The sequence below is a fragment of the Mesorhizobium sp. M1142 genome, from assembly GCF_040318565.1.
Lineage (GTDB): Bacteria > Pseudomonadota > Alphaproteobacteria > Rhizobiales > Rhizobiaceae > Mesorhizobium.
Genome location: NZ_JAMYMK010000042.1, coordinates 1 through 15,937, shown reverse-complemented (window position 1 = coordinate 15,937; position 15,937 = coordinate 1). Strand labels below are relative to the sequence as shown.

Here is a 15,937-nt window from a genome sequence, read left to right as displayed (position 1 = left end):
CGATCTCATCGACAACGAGCAGAGCAGGCCGGCAGAAGAAGCGGATGCGTTCCTGCAGGCGGCCTTCGCGTTCGGCCCTTGCCAGTGCGGCGATGAGTTCGGCGAGCGTGCAGAAAAAGACGCTCTTTCCAGCCTTCACAGCCTCGACGGCAAGTGCGATGGCCAGATGGCTCTTGCCTGTGCCGGGTGGGCCGAGGAAGTGGACGACCTCGCAGCGGGCGACGAAGCCGAGTTGGGCGAGCGTGAAGATTCGATCGCGGTCGAGCGAGGGCTGGAAAGAGAAGTCGAAGCCGGCGAGCGTCTTGATCGTGGCCAGACGCCCCATGCGCAGTGCCGTCTTGATCCGGCTGTTCTCGCGCAGGGTCAACTCTTCCGAAAGGAGGATGTCCATGGCTTCGAGAGCGGCGATCTCGCCTTGCTCGAGCCGGCGCACGATATGATCGAGCGCTTCGAGCGCTCGTGGCATCTTCAGGCCGACGAGATCGTGGCGGATCCGGTCGATTGTGGATGGCGTGGTATCGAGCGCATTCGTCATGGACGCTGCTCCTTCGCCATCACCCGGGCGACGGCATCGTAGAAGGCCAACGGGCGCTGAGCGACCCTGTCGCCTGAGCCATGAAGGATGACCTCGTCGTTCCTCAGTCTTTGTCGGCGCTTGTGGACGTGGATGTTGCGATGCCCGGGCTCGACATGACGCTGGTGCCGACCTTCTAGAATGGGATGGATGGCAATCAGTGCGCCGTCCTCGAAGATGCGTACCTCTTCGGCCAGCGTGTGTACCTCGACGACACGGCGCCTGGTGCGTCGGGCACGCTGTAGAAATTGCCGCCGACGCTGACCATGCCCTCCCGGCTGATACGTCGCTCGAGCTTTAGGACCGATCGGAACGGAGCCAAAGGCAGCGGCCGCAGCGCTGCGCGCTCCTCGGCGAAAGCTTCGTTGACGACACGCCTTGTGGTGGCGTGAACCCTCGGGTTTGCGACCGTGTCCAGCCAGTGACGCAACTGCGCATTCAAGTCTTCGAGGTTGCGAAAGGACCGGGCCAGGAAGAAGTCCTCGCGAATGTAGCGGAACGGTCGCTCGACCTTGCCTTTTGTTTTGGCGCGGTAAGGCCGGCAGGCCTTGGGATGGAAACCATAGTGGCGGGCAAGATCGACGAGGGCACGGTTGTAGACGATGCCGCCGGTATCGCCTTCGCCGATCACAGCCGTCTTCATACGGTCGTAAAGCACTTCGCGAGGAGCGCCGCCCAGCGCCTCGAAAGCCCCAGCATGGCAGCGCAAGACAGTCGGCAGATCCTGGTGGACGACGAAGCGTGCCCAGATAAGGCGACTGAAGCCAAGCACCATGGAGAATAGCCAGACGATTCTCGGCGTGGTCGGCTCATCGGCAAAGACGACATTGAACTGGGCGAAGTCGACCTGCGCCTGCTCGCCGGGCGGGGTCTCGAAGCGAACCTCGTATCCACGCTCCGCCGCGGCAGGACGGACGTCGCGCAGGAAGTCGGTGACGGCCGTGTAGCCGCCGCCATAGCCGAGGTCCTTCAGTTCGCGGAAAAGCCGGCTGCCGGTGAGCCCGGGATATCGCGTGACCCGTTCGCGAAGATAGGCTGTGAAGGGATCGATCACCGCCTGACGCGGCTTGCGCGGTCCGTTAGGCCGGAGCCTCGAGCCCGCGCGCAATGTATTTGCGCACCGTCTTGCGGTCGATCCCGCTCTCCCTGGCGATCGCCGACACCGACAGGCCCTGCCGATGCAAATCCAGTATCATCATCATCTCCCCGATCTTGATCACCGAAATCCCTCTCCCGACCATCAGGAGAAGCATCAACGATCACGCGCCGCCGGTCTCCCGGAGCGCGCTCCGGAAGACCGGCGACAGCGCTAAACTGGGGAAGATTCAAACGGCACTTCTGGGGAGTATTGAGCCGGCATCGACATGGCGTGGGGAATTGGCCGTCGCGTCCTGCAGCAGTGTCGTCCCGTGGGCGTTCTCTCGTCGTGTTGTTCAACCTCACGAGGCCGCATTCCTCGCTCGGCTACCAGACCCCGGCGGCCTTCGCCGGAACCCTCGCCGCAACCGGCCCCGACGCTGCGCTCAATGAAGGCTTCGCGTCTCCGCCGCTTGCTCCAACCGCGCCATACGGCGTAACAGAAACGGCCGAGGCTCTAATCGCCACTGGATGAAAGTTCAGTGGCAGGTAATTCTTATGGACGAAGTGCGCCTTCATGGGAAGGACTTGCCTTCCACAAGAGTTCGCTCGGCGCGTGGAAGTGAAATTGCAGCAGGTCGTCGCTAAACTATCATCAGGCATAGGCGTGCCTATAGATCGGAGTGATGTTGTCAGGTACCCTGAGGTTTGCGGTGGTGTTCCAGATCTAAGCATGGCTCGGTAAGGCGTGCGCTGGCGAACGGCCTGCCGTCGCGGACATTTTCCACGAGGTCGAGACAGCAGTGGCCGCCCGCGACTCTCGCAACGACCGACATGCCAGCATTGTAAGCGAACAAATACCGTAAAATCCATATAAACTGGGAATAACAGCATAAATGTTGCTATCACACATTACAAATGCTGTTATCAGACATTTCCGCTCCGGAAATTCACAACAAGTGAATTCATCCAGGGACAGACAGGGTGGACGTCAACCATTCAAGTTGGCCTGAGCCGCGTGCAGAGACCTAATAGTTGCTTGTTGCTTAGGCCAACGACTTGATAACACTATATATATGACCACGAAGATAGTCTACTGCGGCGGAATTGCACTCAGCGCACAGGCTTAGAAGCTCGCGATGCTCCTTGTCAGCAGCATGAATCCGACCAGATGCTACAAGGGGTAGTCGAACGAGGTGGCTGGAGCGTAGGTGCGTTTTTTCAACAATCGACAATGTTTCTGAACGGTTAGAAGGAATGTATAGGCATTTATGGAACTTCCAATTCATCTCTCCGCGTTTAGGATTGTCGTGACAAGTCGTCTCAAGTTCATCGAGAGTCTCCTCTGCGGCCGATAGGTCTGATTTCTTATAACGTGGCAATGCATATGATAGAATATCGCACTCTAAAAGAATCCGGAGGTCTAGCAGTTCGATAACTGTCTCGCGCTTCGCTGAAATGGCGACGGCGCCTTTATGCATTCTGAAGGAGACCAGTCCTTGCGCCTCCAATTGTCGGAGCGCCTCGCGAACTGGCACTCGGCTCACCTCATAATCTTCTGCGATAGTCTCCTGCACGAGGGAGTCGCCGTCCCGGATTTCACCGCTAAGAATGCGCTCCCGCAAAGCCTCAACGAGCATTTCAGGTACACTTTGTCGTCTGATTGGAATTCGGCTTGATGGAATTTGCCAACTCTCAGTCCCTCTTCGTGGATGCTTTTGGTTCGAATGGGTATCACATCGTTTGTTGTAAATAAGTGGTGACCTGACTCCATGTTGTATCAAGGGGGGACTGACCTCCACTGGGTCATTACCACCAAGGCGGTAGTCACTGCTGGAGCTGGCTGCCTCTCAGCATTGCAGGCGCTCTCCCAAACGATGATCGCCCGAGCAATTCAAACGGGGGATTTCTTCAACGGCCTCCGTGTGCTGCTGTCTCCTTGGCGAGCGGAATAAACCATGTTGATGGCGCACCGTTCTCGATGGCGGCGAGCGGGTAAGATTTCTTTCCTTTCGCAATGACCACGTTGCAGCCCGCGTCCATGGCCATCCTTGCTGCCATGAACTTTGTCACCATACCGCCTGAACCATAGCGCCCGGGGGAAAGGCCGGCCATGGTTTCTATCTCCGGGGTAATGCACCGCACCTCTGGGATGATACGAGCCAACGGGTTGTCGTGTGGATCTTCGGTGAAGAGGCCATCTATATCGGAAAGCAGAATGAGAATGTCGGCCTTCGCAATTTGCGCGACCCGTGCCGCCAACCGATCATTGTCGCCAAGACAGATCTCGGCCGTTGCGGTCGCGTCGTTCTCGTTGATGACGGGTATAGCGCCAACTTTGAGAAGTTGTTGAAACGCGGACCGCGCATTGAGGCGGCACCGCTGGCTGTCTAGATCTGCGCCGGTCAATAACACCTGCCCCAGGCCAAATCCATGGCGCTTCAAACTCTGTTCATAAGCAAGCATCACTCTAACCTGACCAATCGCAGCGGCTGCTTGCTTCTCCTCAATTCGCAAAGATCTGTCCAACTGCCTGAAGTGAGGTGATCCAAGTGCGACAGCACCGGAGGTGACGATGATCACCTGTTGGCCGCGTGAGAAAAGTCGTGCGACATCCTTTATCAACGTTTCAAGCCAAGGATCGCGCACCTCTCCGGTCTCTATATCGGCAACGACTGCCGAGCCAATCTTCACGATCAGCCGGCGAGCCGAAAGCGATTGATCCCTCCTCGTCGCAAGACATTTCTCTCTAATCTCTTCTTGCATTCTACAGCGTTTAGTTGCGCGAGCGGTCAGGAACAAGGTTCGGCATCTCGTCGACTTGCGTCTCTCTCGCTCTCAATTGCATCAAGTGCGGACGGCGATTACCTACCAATCTGACGCCGCGCTGCCCCTAGTGCGGAAAGTTGAGGGCCGCTAATAATTTCTATTCGCCAGGGTCGGAAATGATGCGATCGACCAATCGATTAGATCAACGGCACGCTGAAGTGTCGCTTCGGTTAGAGCGCAGCTAAGCTGAGGCGGCGATAAGATGTCCGATCCAGTCCCGGTGATCGCCTTCCTGACGATCGGCGTATTGGGTCCAATATAGAATTCAACCTCGGCGACGCCTGGTATGCCCGATTGTCGCCGTCGATCCAATCGAGGGTGCCATCGCGATCAGGAACCAGGAATTGCGCAGCCGCAACCTGCGAATGCCTTTTGCGCAGGCTCCATTCCTCGCCGATGACAAGCTTGATGTGCTCGGTGACGAGATCGAGCCCGTAAGTCAGCTGAACCAGTTGAGGACCGGGCGCGCCACCAAGACGCGGACTAACTTCAATGACGATCGGGCCACGCCTCGTCCACCGGAATTCTATGCAGGTTGGCCCCCAACCAAGGCCGAGAGCGCGCAAACAGCTCAGCGAGGCATCGACTATCCGCTCTTGCTCTTCATCAGTCAGTAAGGCGGTAGTGTGAATTCACGAAACACGAAATACGGTTCGGGGCCGAACTCACCGGCGCAAATCCCGATGACCTCATCCCCCATTATCTCGGTGCTATAGTATGGGCCCTGTGCGAATTCTTCGACCAGTATTCGCGGCGAAGATTGCCAACTGTGCTTCCCGCCCAACAGATAGGTCGTGTGTTCGGCAAACTCATCGACGTTGCGGCATAATCGGACACCGGTGCTACCGACGCCTACTGCTGGCTTAAGAATTACCGGGAGCTCAATTTCAGCGGCACAGCTTTCGATGTTCACCGCATTCGTTGCCAAGCGACAAAGCGGTATTGGAACGCCGGCCTCCGCGAGCAGCTGACGTTGGGTGAATTTGTCGCAACATTGTTCAATCGAAGGGTTTGGTCCCGGCAGATCGAAATTCCGGCAGAGCTTGCCAACTGTCGCATAGACCGACTCCTTGGCACACGTAATTCCGGCAATGTCATTGGTCGTACCAGCCGGGAACATTCGCCGATCAAGGGATCGAGATCGTCTGTACCGATACGGATCGCCTCAGCCCCTTCCGCCGCAATATAGTCGTACTGAGCTGGATCAGCCGACAGGGTAATCGGATGCAGGCCAAGACGCTGGGCCGCCTGGATGTACAACCGACCTGTCCTCGAGCCTTCAACCAGGATAAGCACTCTTTTGGCCATTAGCCTTTGATCCCGAGTAGTATGCCGTGCCTCGGTCCAAAACGGAGTCGACGTCAGGCTTTTTGACGCGCCTAGTCTCAGACCTGTCGCGAAAATATCATCGTCGGCGATTTGCGGTCGTGAAGTTGTGTGAATTTATTGTAAACAGCGGTTAATACGGCGTGCTGGATCCTGGGCGAAAAGGATGGCAGTGTTGGCTGACACAACCCTGCGGCCGCTTTTGCCGGCATGGGCCGGTACCTTCCTCGTGAAGTGGACCCGCTCCTATGCCTTGTCGCGCACTGCACTTTGCTAACGGCTGCCCTTATGCCTTCCTGAGCTTGATGCCGCGCAGGCCGCGAGGTCTCACCTTGCGATGAACTCCGTCCAGTTCGGCTCGGCCTCGCGCCGGCCGTCCGCATTGACGCCGACGGGCGAGGATGACTGCGACCGAGACGATCCGCCAGCCGCGGCGGCCCTTCAGGTAGGTGGCGTCGATCATCAGGTATGGGCCCAATAGCCCTCTCGACCGCTCGAGGAAGGCGTCGATCTCCTCGCGCAGCCGACAGACCTGGCTCTTGGAGATGCCACTCATCCGCCTTGGCCCTGACCCTTGACTAGGTCGTCAACCGAATATGTCGAGATGCCTTGCACGTAGGCTTCCTGGAAACGGCGGTCAGTGCCTTCTCGTTCTCTCCTTCCGAAATGGGTCAGCTTCAACAACCAACCCAACGGAAAGTGCCGATATTCACGACACGCCGCTCACTCGCCACCAACGGCGCGCTCGCGCGCAGCCACCCAGGTGGATTGATGGATTGGTGGATTTGGCCGGGCACGGCACCTCTCCCTTTATGGGCAGCTTTGGGCGGATCGCGCTGTAGGAGCAGGGGCGAGAAGCGCCCCCGAGTGTAGGTTTGCATGGGCTTTCGAATAGCGCCCCGCAGGGGGGCGAGATCGACGCTGTCGCCTGACCACAGCGCCGTTTGGCCGGTTGCTGTGGAATAGACTGATTTTGCGAGCCCGGATCTAAAGTTGTTACTCTAGCTTCTCGGCAACATGAAACTCACTCCGCTGACTGGCCATCGAGATCGGCATGCTGCGTACGCCGTCGCGCAGGTTCTTATAGCCAAGGGTGTCATTCCGGCACCAATGCGCTCCAGGGGACTGCACCGTAAGAATCTCTTCAGCGATGGGTGCGAAGTCGGCACGGAAGTGAACTGCGCTTTTGACTGCCACAACCGACTGTTTGCTCGGCTCTATCCCAACCGCGCGAAACAGATCCTGATCGAGACACTGAAAGCGGACACTTGCTACGACGACCTGTACGCTCGATCCAGAGTCAAGGATGAGCAAGCGTGCCATGCGCCCAAGATGTACTTGCACACCGCCTAGGCATGCCCCATTAGCCGTGAACACTCCATCGGAAAGCGCTTCCACACGAACTCTAACGTCATATGGTTCCGAATCGTACCCGTAGCGTCCACCAAGTCGCACATTGAGTTCAGCGCCCAAACCCGCAACGTGGGCTGTTTCAGCCGCTTCTGGATCCCAAAGCAAGCCAAGCACACTATTTCGAAGGCCGCCCTCTACCATACCCTTTAGAAGCCCGATGGTATCCGACGTTCCTCCACAGCCAGGGTTGTCCTGCACATCGGCAAGGACAATCAGTGAACCTTTGCGCCCGTTGCGAGCAGCATATTCGACAGCTTCCTTTACATCCAGAAGCGACATATGGAATCTTTCTTCAGCCTCCAGTATATCGTTCAGTTGCATATCTGCCGCGTTTGCGACTGCCGCCTCATCGACCCCATAAGCGACAACTGCTGGCCCGCACTCGCGAATATCAGCCAACGGAAAGCCCAGCGCGACGTCTGCGTTTAGAACTGCTCCTCTGACCCGTTCCGGCAGCCCAGCATACAGCGATAGGCATGGCTCTAGATCAGTACACTGGGCAGGCAGCGGGATCAGGAATGGCGCCTTCCGGAACGCTTTGATGAAGGGCCTCCCGTGGCGAATGCGCTGCTCCAGTAAATCGAAGGCGCGCCTGCCACTATCAGCCATGTCTATGTGAGGGTAAGTGCGGAAAATAGTAATACCGTCGGATAGCTCGACCATGGCCTCGGTGACGTTGGCATGAAAGTCCAAGCTGATCACGATGGGAATATCTCGGCCGACGATTTCTCGCACGCGCCTCAACAATTCACCTTCCCCGTCCTGGTAAGATTCGACGACCATCGCGCCATGCAGGTCTAGATAGATGGCGTCGAGAGCACCAGCGGCAGTGATCCCATCGCAAATCATTCCTGCAATTCGCTCAAACGCGTCATCTGAGACGAAGCTGCTCGGCTCCGCAGCGGCCCAGACCAGAGGTATCAATTCATAAGTATCCTTCGCAGCGCCGATGAAACCACCGATGGGAATTTCGATCGCAGGAAAAACATCGAAAATGGCCGCACCGAACGTAATAGCAGGCCAGCCGTCGGCCCGAACAAAGTCGTCAAAGGAGGCGCCGAACGGGGCAAACGTGTTGGTTTCGTGTTGAAAACCAGCGATAGCTACTCGGGGGCGGCCCGATTTAGAGCTGGCGAAGATTGTCGGCGTTGAATGAACCATCTCTTGACCTTTGAACTTCCAATTGCTGTCTTCCGAACGAGCGGCCACGAGCGGACGTCATGATCCTCAAAACTGGTGTCGCGGTAACGGCATGCCGGATGAGACTTGCCCGCCCTTAATCACGAATGGAGGCTTACTCGGCAACGTCCGGGAACAGTATCTTCTGCGGCGCTAGGCTGCTGGTAGTCGATTACAGACACCCCGACCCGAAGCGAACAACCCTTGTGCTATGCTCGATCGGTCATTGCGGCGCACCAGTTGCCTGCCGCTCCTAAATCAGGCGGCCTTCTTCACCCGCTTGGACAAAGTCTCGACTGCTAGCTGAATGGTCGATATGACGAACTCACGCTCTTCGCCGACGAGCGGCAAGCGTGGTGCACGCGTCCATTCCGGGGCGCCGTAGACGAGGTTTTCGGCAAGCTTGATGTACTGAACCAGCTTGACGTGGGTGTCGAGATGGAAGGACGGCGTCAGGATGTGGTAAAGCGCGCGCGCTTCCTCATATTTGTTTTGGGCGCAGAGGTTGAAGAGCTCGACGCATTCGGATGGCCAAACGTTGGTCATGCCCGACACCCAGCCGGTGACGCCTAGCGCGCAACTTTCGACAATAAGATCGTCGACGCCGCAGAAGATGCTGAAGCGGTCGCCGAGTTCGACATACATGTCGGTGACGCGACGAATATCGCCGGTTTCTTCCTTAACGCAGACGATTTCCGCAGTGTCGACGAGTTGCTTGAGAACGTCGACTGTGCAGTCGACGCCGTAGGCGATGGGGTTGTTGTAGATCATGATCGGCAGCGACGACGCGCTAGCGACCCCCTTGTACCACTCTACCGTTTCACGATCGTCGGTCTTGTAGCCGAGACTTGGGAATACCATTAGGCCCTGGGCGCCGAAGGATTCGTAGAGCTTGGCGTTGGCCTTCGCATTGTCGAGTGTGATTTCTGCAAGCCCGGAGAGCACCGGAACACGACCGGCTACCGCTTCGACAGCACTGCGGATGATGTCCTCACGATCCTTCAGCGACATCGAAGCGTTTTCGCCGAGCATCGGGAGCACAATGACACCGGAAACGCCTGCCTTAACGAGACGGTCAAGGCTGTCGTTCGTCGCCCGCAGGTCAACCTCGCCATCTCTTGTGAGCTTTGTCGTCACTGCGGGGAATACACCGGCCCATTTTACCATAGTTCTCCATCCATATGCGATCCAACTGGATCCAATCTACATGATGACAAATGGCATGTCTACCCTTTGAGATCACTGTTTTTTGGGTTACCTTCCCACCAGGCCATTCGCATCAGCGAAAAGTGAGCTTTTCAAATTTGGGTTTTGGATCCAAAAAACGATGGACAAGATGCTAGAACAGAAGAAGCAGCACTCGAAATACCGTCTTCAGAGGCAGAGCCTACCAGAGGCGCTGTCGGAGTCTTTGCGGGAACGCATTCTCAGTGGCGAGTTCAAAGAGGGAGAGCCCCTCATACAAGAAGCGATCGCAGCTGAATACGAGTGCAGCCGAATGCCTGTGCGCGAGGCATTTCGCCAATTGGAAGCAGCCGGGTTGATTGTTTCCAAGATTCACAAGGGTGCGATTGTATCGACACTGCCATCCGAACAGATCATGGAATTGTTCGAACTTCGGGCAACGCTGGAATGCGATATTCTGAGCCGCTCTCTGGAGCATCTCTCGGCCGAAGACTTGGCTCACTCCGCGCAAATTCTCAAGCGACTCGAAGAGGCATATCACAAGCGGGACATTGCCAGGGTAGGCGCTTTGAACTGGGAGTTTCACCGCAGTCTCTATCGGCCCGCGGGACGCATTCAGACACTCGCCATTCTCCAAGGCATCAATGTCCAGATTGATCGATATATCAGGATTCAGCTACTTTTGACTTCGGGCTTCGAAGAAGCAGAGCGCGAACATCGCCAAATTCTGAGCATGTGCAAAGAACGCGACCGCCAAGTCGTGGAGTTTATGCGAGGGCACATAATCCGGGCTGGCCATAACCTTCTGGAAGCGCTCAATAAGCGCCGAGTGAGCGACACCGCTGTATAATCGCACCTCACGGAGGTCAAGAGCGCCGCATGATTTGACATTTCTCCCGAGACACTCAGTCAGGCAAAGCGAATCGCGGATCGAGCATGTCTCGTGCTCCATCGCCTATCAAATTGATTGCGAGCACGACTACCGCAATAAGCACGCTTGGATAAAGAATCATATGTGGGGCGATCAAGGCAAAGGACCGCCCCTCGGCAACAATGTTGCCCCAACTCGGATGCTCGGGTGGAACGCCAACGCCCACAAAACTGAGATAAGCCTCATAGAGGATCGCCACGCCGCAGATATAGGTGGCTTGCACTGCGATCGGCGCCAATGCGTTCGGCAGAATGTACTTGAACAGAATACGCAGAGGCCCAGCGCCGTAGGACCGAGCTGCCTCAACGAAAACCTGCTCACGCAGTGTCAGCGTCAAGCTTCGAGCCAGGCGCGCGACACCCGGCACTTCGGGGATCGCCAAAGCTACGATCACAGTCAAGATCCCGCCACCAAAGATCGTCGCCAAGGCAATCGCAAGCAGGATTCCCGGTATAGCCATCATGCCGTCCATGATCCGCATCAAGATCTTGTCCGAGAGTTGGCCGGCTCCGGCGACAAGGCCCAGTATCGTACCGATCGTCGTCGCTAGAGCCGCTGTAGCAGCCCCGATGACGAGCGAAATCTGCCCGCCGTAAAGCGCACGCGCGAGAATGTCGCGCCCGAACATATCGGTGCCCAGTAAATGACCATAGCTAGACGGCTTTAGCCTGGCATCCGGGCTCATGGATGAGGGGTTAACGCTCGTTAGGATTGGCGCTAAAAAAGACACCAACAAAACCACGAGCATGAAAATCGAGGCCGCCAGCAAAGGAGTCGGCAAGCGCTTTTTTTGTCGCAACGAGAGGGAAAAGGTCATCGCCGAACCTCCTTAAGTATATTTAATTCGCGGGTCGATCAACAGGTATGATAGGTCTACGAGTAAATTTATCAGAACATATACAACAGAGCTAATTAGCAAGACACCCTGGATCACCGGGACATCCTTGTGTTGAATGGCATCGACCAGGAGCCGTCCAACTCCGGGGATGGCAAACACTGTCTCGGTTATCACCACGCCACCAAGCATATAGGCAAAGGACATTCCAACTATCGTGACGAGAGGCACGGCGATGAGCCTAAGGCAGTGCCGCATGATAATTGTGAACTCATCCAGGCCTTTCGCGCGCGCAACCCGAATGAAGTCCTGGTTAAGGACCTCGATCGCACTCGCTCTCGTGATCCGAGTTATCAGCGCGGTCTGCGCAAATCCCAACATGGTCGCCGGCAGGAGCACATGTATCAAGACATCCCATGCTCCGCTTTCGAGCCCAGGAAACCCGGAGATGGGCATTGATCCAAAGTACACCCCGAATGTAAAAATCAGCAAATAGCCAATCAGGAAGGCGGGTATTGCAGTTCCAGCGATACCGAAGAACGATACCAGTTGATCGGCGATACCGCCCCTTTTCCGGGCAGCCAGCAGTCCCAGTGGCACAGCAATCACAACTGAGACCAGCGTTGCTGCGATGGCCAGAATGATTGTCGGTTCGACTCGCGATAGGATGAGACTCAATACCGGCTGTTCGGAAAAGATCGAATTTCCGAGATCGCCCCGCAAGACGTTCCCCAGCCAATGAAAGTACTGGGGTATAATTGGAGCGTCCAGGTGAAGCCGCTCTCGAATAGCGGCGATCTGGGCGGGCGACGCATAGTCGCCCGCCAGCACAACCGCAGCATCCCCAGGACTCAGATAGGTCAGCCCGAAGACAACGGCGGTCACGACCCCCATCACTGGTATGATGGAAAGCATTCTGGTGATGAGATACCTGATCATGATAACCTCAGGGCCGCGGATCGGCGCGCTACTTGCCTTTTCGCCGGATATTCCAGAAATACATTTCAGCCGTTTCAGGATTAAACCCTTCGAGCTCGGCTCTGTAGACGACGGCCCCAGTATTCTCTCCTGTCATGATGAACGGCAGATAGACCGACGCACGCGCCTGCAGTTCACCGGCGATCTTCTTCTTGTCGTTCTCGTCGACTGCGCTGATGAATGCCGCCCGCAACTCCTCGATCTTTTTGTCGCAAGGCCAACCGAACCAGGCCTTGTCACAGTTAGAGGCAAGCATCAGATGTGTAAGCGGAGAGGAAGCTGGCTGGCCTTCCATGATGTTGGGGAAGAGGTTCCAGCCGCCTTCCGAAGCCGGCGCCTTAGTGGTACGGCGCGACGTGAGCGTCGACCAGTCCATTGCCTGAAGGTCGACCTCAGCCCCTGCCTTTCTTAGTTGCTGCCCCAAATACAGCGCCCTTGCGTGGGCTTCAGACCAATCGGTCGGATCGAGGATGACGATCGGCTTTCCATTGTAGCCGGCTTCTTCGAGGAGCTTTTTCGCCTTGCCATAATCGGCTGGACCCTTGTGGCCAGTATAGGCGGACTCGTCACCGTACTTCCCCTTGCAAGTCAAATAAGCATAGCAGGTCTGCCAGAATTGTTCGTCGCCTACGGAGGCGCGATTGATCTCGGTCTGGTCAATCAAATAGGTAAGCGCCTCTCGCGCCTTCACGTTATCGAACGGAGGCACCACGTGATTGAGGACGATTAGGCTCTGCGCCGCATATCCTTTCGCGACAACGAGGTCTGGATTGTCTCGCAAGGCCAGAGCGTTATCCAGCGGAGGAGCTGCCCAGATATCTTGCTGCCCAGTCAGCATCTCTGCCATTGCGGTGTTGGCATCGGGTACGTAGGCCATTTCAATTTTGTCAAACGTTGCCTCTTTCTTGCCGGCAAAGAAGCTCGGAGGATCGGTCCTCGGGATGTAATTGGGATTTTTGGTATAGATGCGCGTCTGCCCTGGCTTCCATAAGGAAATATCAAACTCATAAGGCCCGGATCCGGTGGTATCGGTGAGTTGGTCTGTTGGCGGCAAGGAAGCAACCCGCTTGGGCATGATGAAAGCAGGGTTGCCCGTGATACCGGCAAGCGCAGCTGGAACATCGAACGCCTGGCTCAGCTCAATGCGAAATGTCAGATCATCGACTTTCGTCATCTCCTTGAGCCTGGCAGCCAATAGCTGCCCAGTCTGGTCGCGGGAGGCCCACCGCTTCAGGGACTGGATAACGTCGTCAGTCGTAATTGGGCCTCCGTCGGAGAATTTCAGACCCTTCCGAAGCGTGATCCTATAGCTTTTTTTGTCGGCACTAATGTCGACTTTATCAGCCAGCTGGGGACGGGCGATTCCGTCTTTATCGAACTCGAACAATTTGTCGTAGATCAGATAGGCATGAACTAAGGTCGTGCCCGACGTCGTCACTATGGGATCTATGGTTTTGAGATCACCGTCGGCAATGACGCGGAGCGTATCCGCCATTGCCGTACTGGCGAAAAAGATCCCTGCAAATACCGACGAAAGTATTGCCTTCTTACAGACGCTCTTGCTGCTATTGGTGCTCATTTTCATTTTTTAGTTCCCCTTTTTCTGGCCGTGCACAACGACGTCAGGCAGCGACGGCCGGCGCTCCCTTCTTGTCCCATTCTGAATCCCAAATCATGACGGTGTGGCCGGGCGAGACCTCGCGATACTGGCGCACGGGCGGAACATAGTTCGCAGGCCGTACGGGGCTCTTGATTTCGTCATTGATGAGCGGACGCTTCTGCAGGCGCCGTGCCGGATCGGCGATCGGCACTGCTGCGAGCAGCCGTTTCGTGTATGGATGCTGCGGATTCTGGAAAATCGCTTCGCGCGGGCCGATCTCAACGATCTCTCCGAGATACATGACAGCGACGCGGTGGCTGACGCGCTCGACCACCGCCATGTCATGCGAGATGAACAGATAGGCGAGCCCCATGCGGGCCTGCAGATCCAACATCAAGTTGACGACCTGCGCCTTAATCGAAACATCGAGCGCCGAGACCGCCTCGTCTGCCACTATGAGCCGCGGCTCGAGCGCAAGCGCACGCGCAATGCAGATGCGCTGGCGCTGCCCCCCTGAGAACTCATGCGGAAAGCGGTTGACCATGTCGGGCGAAAGACCAACCCGCTGCAGGAGGTCGACGACCCGGTCGCGTGCTTCCGAACGGCTGGCGCCTTTATTAATCAGCAGCGGCTCGATGATCGCGGTGCCGACGTTCATGCGCGGATTGAGCGATGCGAACGGATCCTGGAAGATCATCTGCATGCGATTACGCTTCTTGCGCAATTCATGTTGGTTAAGACTAAGAAGATCGATGCCGTCGAGCAAAATCGAGCCGGAGAGCGGCTCGGTCAAGCGCATCACCGTGCGGCCGGTCGTCGACTTACCACAGCCTGACTCACCGACCAGTGCCAAGGTTTCGCCGCTCTTGACGCTGAAAGATACATTCTCAACCGCGTAGACCCGCCCCTTAACCGAAGAGAACAAACCCGAACGGATTTCGAAGCGTTTGGTCAAGCCGGCGACCTCTAGCACGGGACGCTCGGCCTCCTTGATGGTATCCGGCACCTCGGCCGGCAGGTCGGATTGGCCAGTCGCGCGGTCGACGACCGGGAAGCGCATGGGCCGCCTTCGGCCTTTCATCGAGCCGAGTTTTGGAACGGCCGCGAGCAGCGATCGCGTATAGGGGTGTTCGGGGCTGTTGAAAATATCCTCGGTCGGTGCGGCCTCGACCACTTGGCCGTTGTACATAACCACCGTGCGGTCGGCTATCTCGGCGACGACGCCCATATCGTGCGTGATGAAGAGAACAGACATGCCCTCCTCCTCCTGCAGCTCCTTGATCAGATCCAGGATCTGCGCCTGAATCGTCACATCAAGCGCCGTCGTCGGCTCATCAGCGATTAGCAGCTTCGGCTGGCACGCTAGTGCCATCGCGATCATCACGCGTTGACGCATGCCGCCCGAGAACCGGTCTGGATATTCGTGCAAGCGCGCCTTCGCGGCTGGGATGCGCACCTTATCCAGGAGCCGAATGGTCTCCGCCTCGGCCTCGGACCGTGATATGCCCCGATGCAGGATCAGCGCCTCGGCGATCTGAAAGCCAATGGTCAACACCGGATTCAGTGAAGTCATCGGTTCCTGGAAGATCATGGCAATTTCGTTACCGCGGATACGGCGCATCTCGGCATCCGGCAGGGTGAGCAGTTCCTTGCCCTCGAGCTTAATTGACCCTTTGACCTCGCTCGACCGCTCGGAGTTGAGCCGCATGATCGAGAGCGCAGTCACGCTCTTGCCGGATCCGGATTCGCCAACGACAGCGACAGTCTCCCTCGCGCCGATCTCGAACGACACGTCATTCACAACGGGGTTCCAACGGCCTCCCACCCTGAAGGAGGTGACCAAATGAGAAACTGAAAGGATGGGAGGAGTCATCTGGTGTTTAGGCACCGCGAGAAGTGTAGGTCCAGGCTTGCGGAGGTCTTCCAGGTTCAAAGCCACAAGATCACTCTCCCCAGACTTCTCGGAAAACACGCAGCCAGTTCAATCCCAATATCTTGCGGACATCGTTT

10 protein-coding genes and 4 pseudogenes are annotated in these 15,937 nt (G+C 56.8%); 2 read left to right on the top strand and 12 right to left on the bottom strand.

The annotated features are described in order from the left end of the window. Together NKH42_RS30290 and istA are read right to left on the bottom strand one after the other, a co-directional pair. The coding region (locus NKH42_RS30290; protein WP_352974764.1) for an ATP-binding protein at nt 1-535 on the bottom strand (535 nt) is incomplete at its 3' end. Next, nucleotides 532-1,794, bottom strand: a pseudogene (gene istA, locus NKH42_RS30285) (IS21 family transposase). The gene NKH42_RS30290 and the pseudogene istA, both read right to left, overlap by 4 nt. 212 nt (nt 1,795-2,006) lie before the next feature. On the opposite strand from istA, the pseudogene NKH42_RS30280 reads away from it, so the two are divergent. Then, nucleotides 2,007-2,186, top strand: a pseudogene (locus tag NKH42_RS30280) (IS3 family transposase); the annotation flags it as partial. 511 nt (nt 2,187-2,697) lie between these two features. Here the strand turns inward: NKH42_RS30280 and NKH42_RS30275 are convergent. The 6 genes and pseudogenes from NKH42_RS30275 to NKH42_RS30250 form a co-directional block, all read right to left on the bottom strand. Continuing rightward, the gene (locus NKH42_RS30275; protein WP_352974763.1) at nt 2,698-3,291 is read right to left on the bottom strand and encodes a GntR family transcriptional regulator; all 594 of its coding nucleotides are present in this window, start codon (nt 3,289-3,291) and stop codon (nt 2,698-2,700) included. A gap of 271 nt (nt 3,292-3,562) precedes the next feature. After that, nucleotides 3,563-4,453 (bottom strand): glutamate 5-kinase, encoded by an 891-nt coding sequence (proB, locus tag NKH42_RS30270; RefSeq protein WP_352974762.1) that lies wholly within the window; start codon nt 4,451-4,453, stop codon nt 3,563-3,565. 114 nt (nt 4,454-4,567) lie between these two features. Continuing rightward, nucleotides 4,568-5,788, bottom strand: a pseudogene (locus NKH42_RS30265) (ATP-grasp domain-containing protein). Between the two features lie 162 nt (nt 5,789-5,950). Beyond that, nucleotides 5,951-6,456: pseudogene (locus NKH42_RS30260) on the bottom strand (transposase); the annotation flags it as partial. Between the two features lie 346 nt (nt 6,457-6,802). Then, on the bottom strand, nt 6,803-8,428 hold the full coding sequence (locus NKH42_RS30255; RefSeq protein WP_352974760.1) for a M81 family metallopeptidase: 1,626 nt from the start codon (nt 8,426-8,428) through the stop codon (nt 6,803-6,805). A 228-nt stretch (nt 8,429-8,656) separates the two neighbouring features. Continuing rightward, entirely contained in the window at nt 8,657-9,565 is a 909-nt protein-coding gene (locus NKH42_RS30250) for a dihydrodipicolinate synthase family protein (RefSeq protein ID WP_352974759.1), read from the bottom strand. Nucleotides 9,566-9,725: 160 nt separating this feature from the next. On the opposite strand from NKH42_RS30250, the gene NKH42_RS30245 reads away from it, so the two are divergent. Beyond that, on the top strand, nt 9,726-10,433 hold the full coding sequence (locus NKH42_RS30245) for a GntR family transcriptional regulator (protein ID WP_352974758.1): 708 nt from the start codon (nt 9,726-9,728) through the stop codon (nt 10,431-10,433). Nucleotides 10,434-10,488: 55 nt separating this feature from the next. Here the strand turns inward: NKH42_RS30245 and NKH42_RS30240 are convergent, their stop codons facing one another. The 4 genes from NKH42_RS30240 to NKH42_RS30225 are packed head-to-tail and all read right to left on the bottom strand — an operon-like array spanning nt 10,489 to nt 15,800. Next, nucleotides 10,489-11,331, bottom strand: a complete 843-nt coding sequence (locus NKH42_RS30240) for an ABC transporter permease (RefSeq protein WP_352974757.1) — start codon at nt 11,329-11,331, stop codon at nt 10,489-10,491. A 12-nt stretch (nt 11,332-11,343) separates the two neighbouring features. Beyond that, entirely contained in the window at nt 11,344-12,288 is a 945-nt protein-coding gene (locus tag NKH42_RS30235; RefSeq protein WP_352974755.1) for an ABC transporter permease, read from the bottom strand. A 28-nt stretch (nt 12,289-12,316) separates the two neighbouring features. After that, nucleotides 12,317-13,912 (bottom strand): ABC transporter substrate-binding protein, encoded by a 1,596-nt coding sequence (locus tag NKH42_RS30230; protein ID WP_352974754.1) that lies wholly within the window; start codon nt 13,910-13,912, stop codon nt 12,317-12,319. Nucleotides 13,913-13,949: 37 nt separating this feature from the next. After that, nucleotides 13,950-15,800 carry an ABC transporter ATP-binding protein gene (locus NKH42_RS30225; protein ID WP_352974766.1) on the bottom strand — a complete coding sequence of 617 codons (1,851 nt, stop codon included), beginning with the start codon at nt 15,798-15,800 and terminating at the stop codon, nt 13,950-13,952. Nucleotides 15,801-15,937 lie beyond the last annotated feature (137 nt).

Excerpts from the sequence above, each read along its gene's own strand:
- NKH42_RS30250 (WP_352974759.1), bottom strand. The coding sequence starts at position 9,565 with ATGGTAAAATGGGCCGGTGTATTCCCCGCAGTGACGACAAAGCTCACA.
- NKH42_RS30245 (WP_352974758.1), top strand. The coding sequence starts at position 9,726 with ATGGACAAGATGCTAGAACAGAAGAAGCAGCACTCGAAATACCGTCTT.
- NKH42_RS30240 (WP_352974757.1), bottom strand. The coding sequence starts at position 11,331 with ATGACCTTTTCCCTCTCGTTGCGACAAAAAAAGCGCTTGCCGACTCCT.
- NKH42_RS30275 (WP_352974763.1), bottom strand. The coding sequence starts at position 3,291 with ATGCTCGTTGAGGCTTTGCGGGAGCGCATTCTTAGCGGTGAAATCCGG.
- NKH42_RS30225 (WP_352974766.1), bottom strand. The coding sequence starts at position 15,800 with ATGACTCCTCCCATCCTTTCAGTTTCTCATTTGGTCACCTCCTTCAGG.
- NKH42_RS30235 (WP_352974755.1), bottom strand. The coding sequence starts at position 12,288 with ATGATCAGGTATCTCATCACCAGAATGCTTTCCATCATACCAGTGATG.
- NKH42_RS30230 (WP_352974754.1), bottom strand. The coding sequence starts at position 13,912 with ATGAAAATGAGCACCAATAGCAGCAAGAGCGTCTGTAAGAAGGCAATA.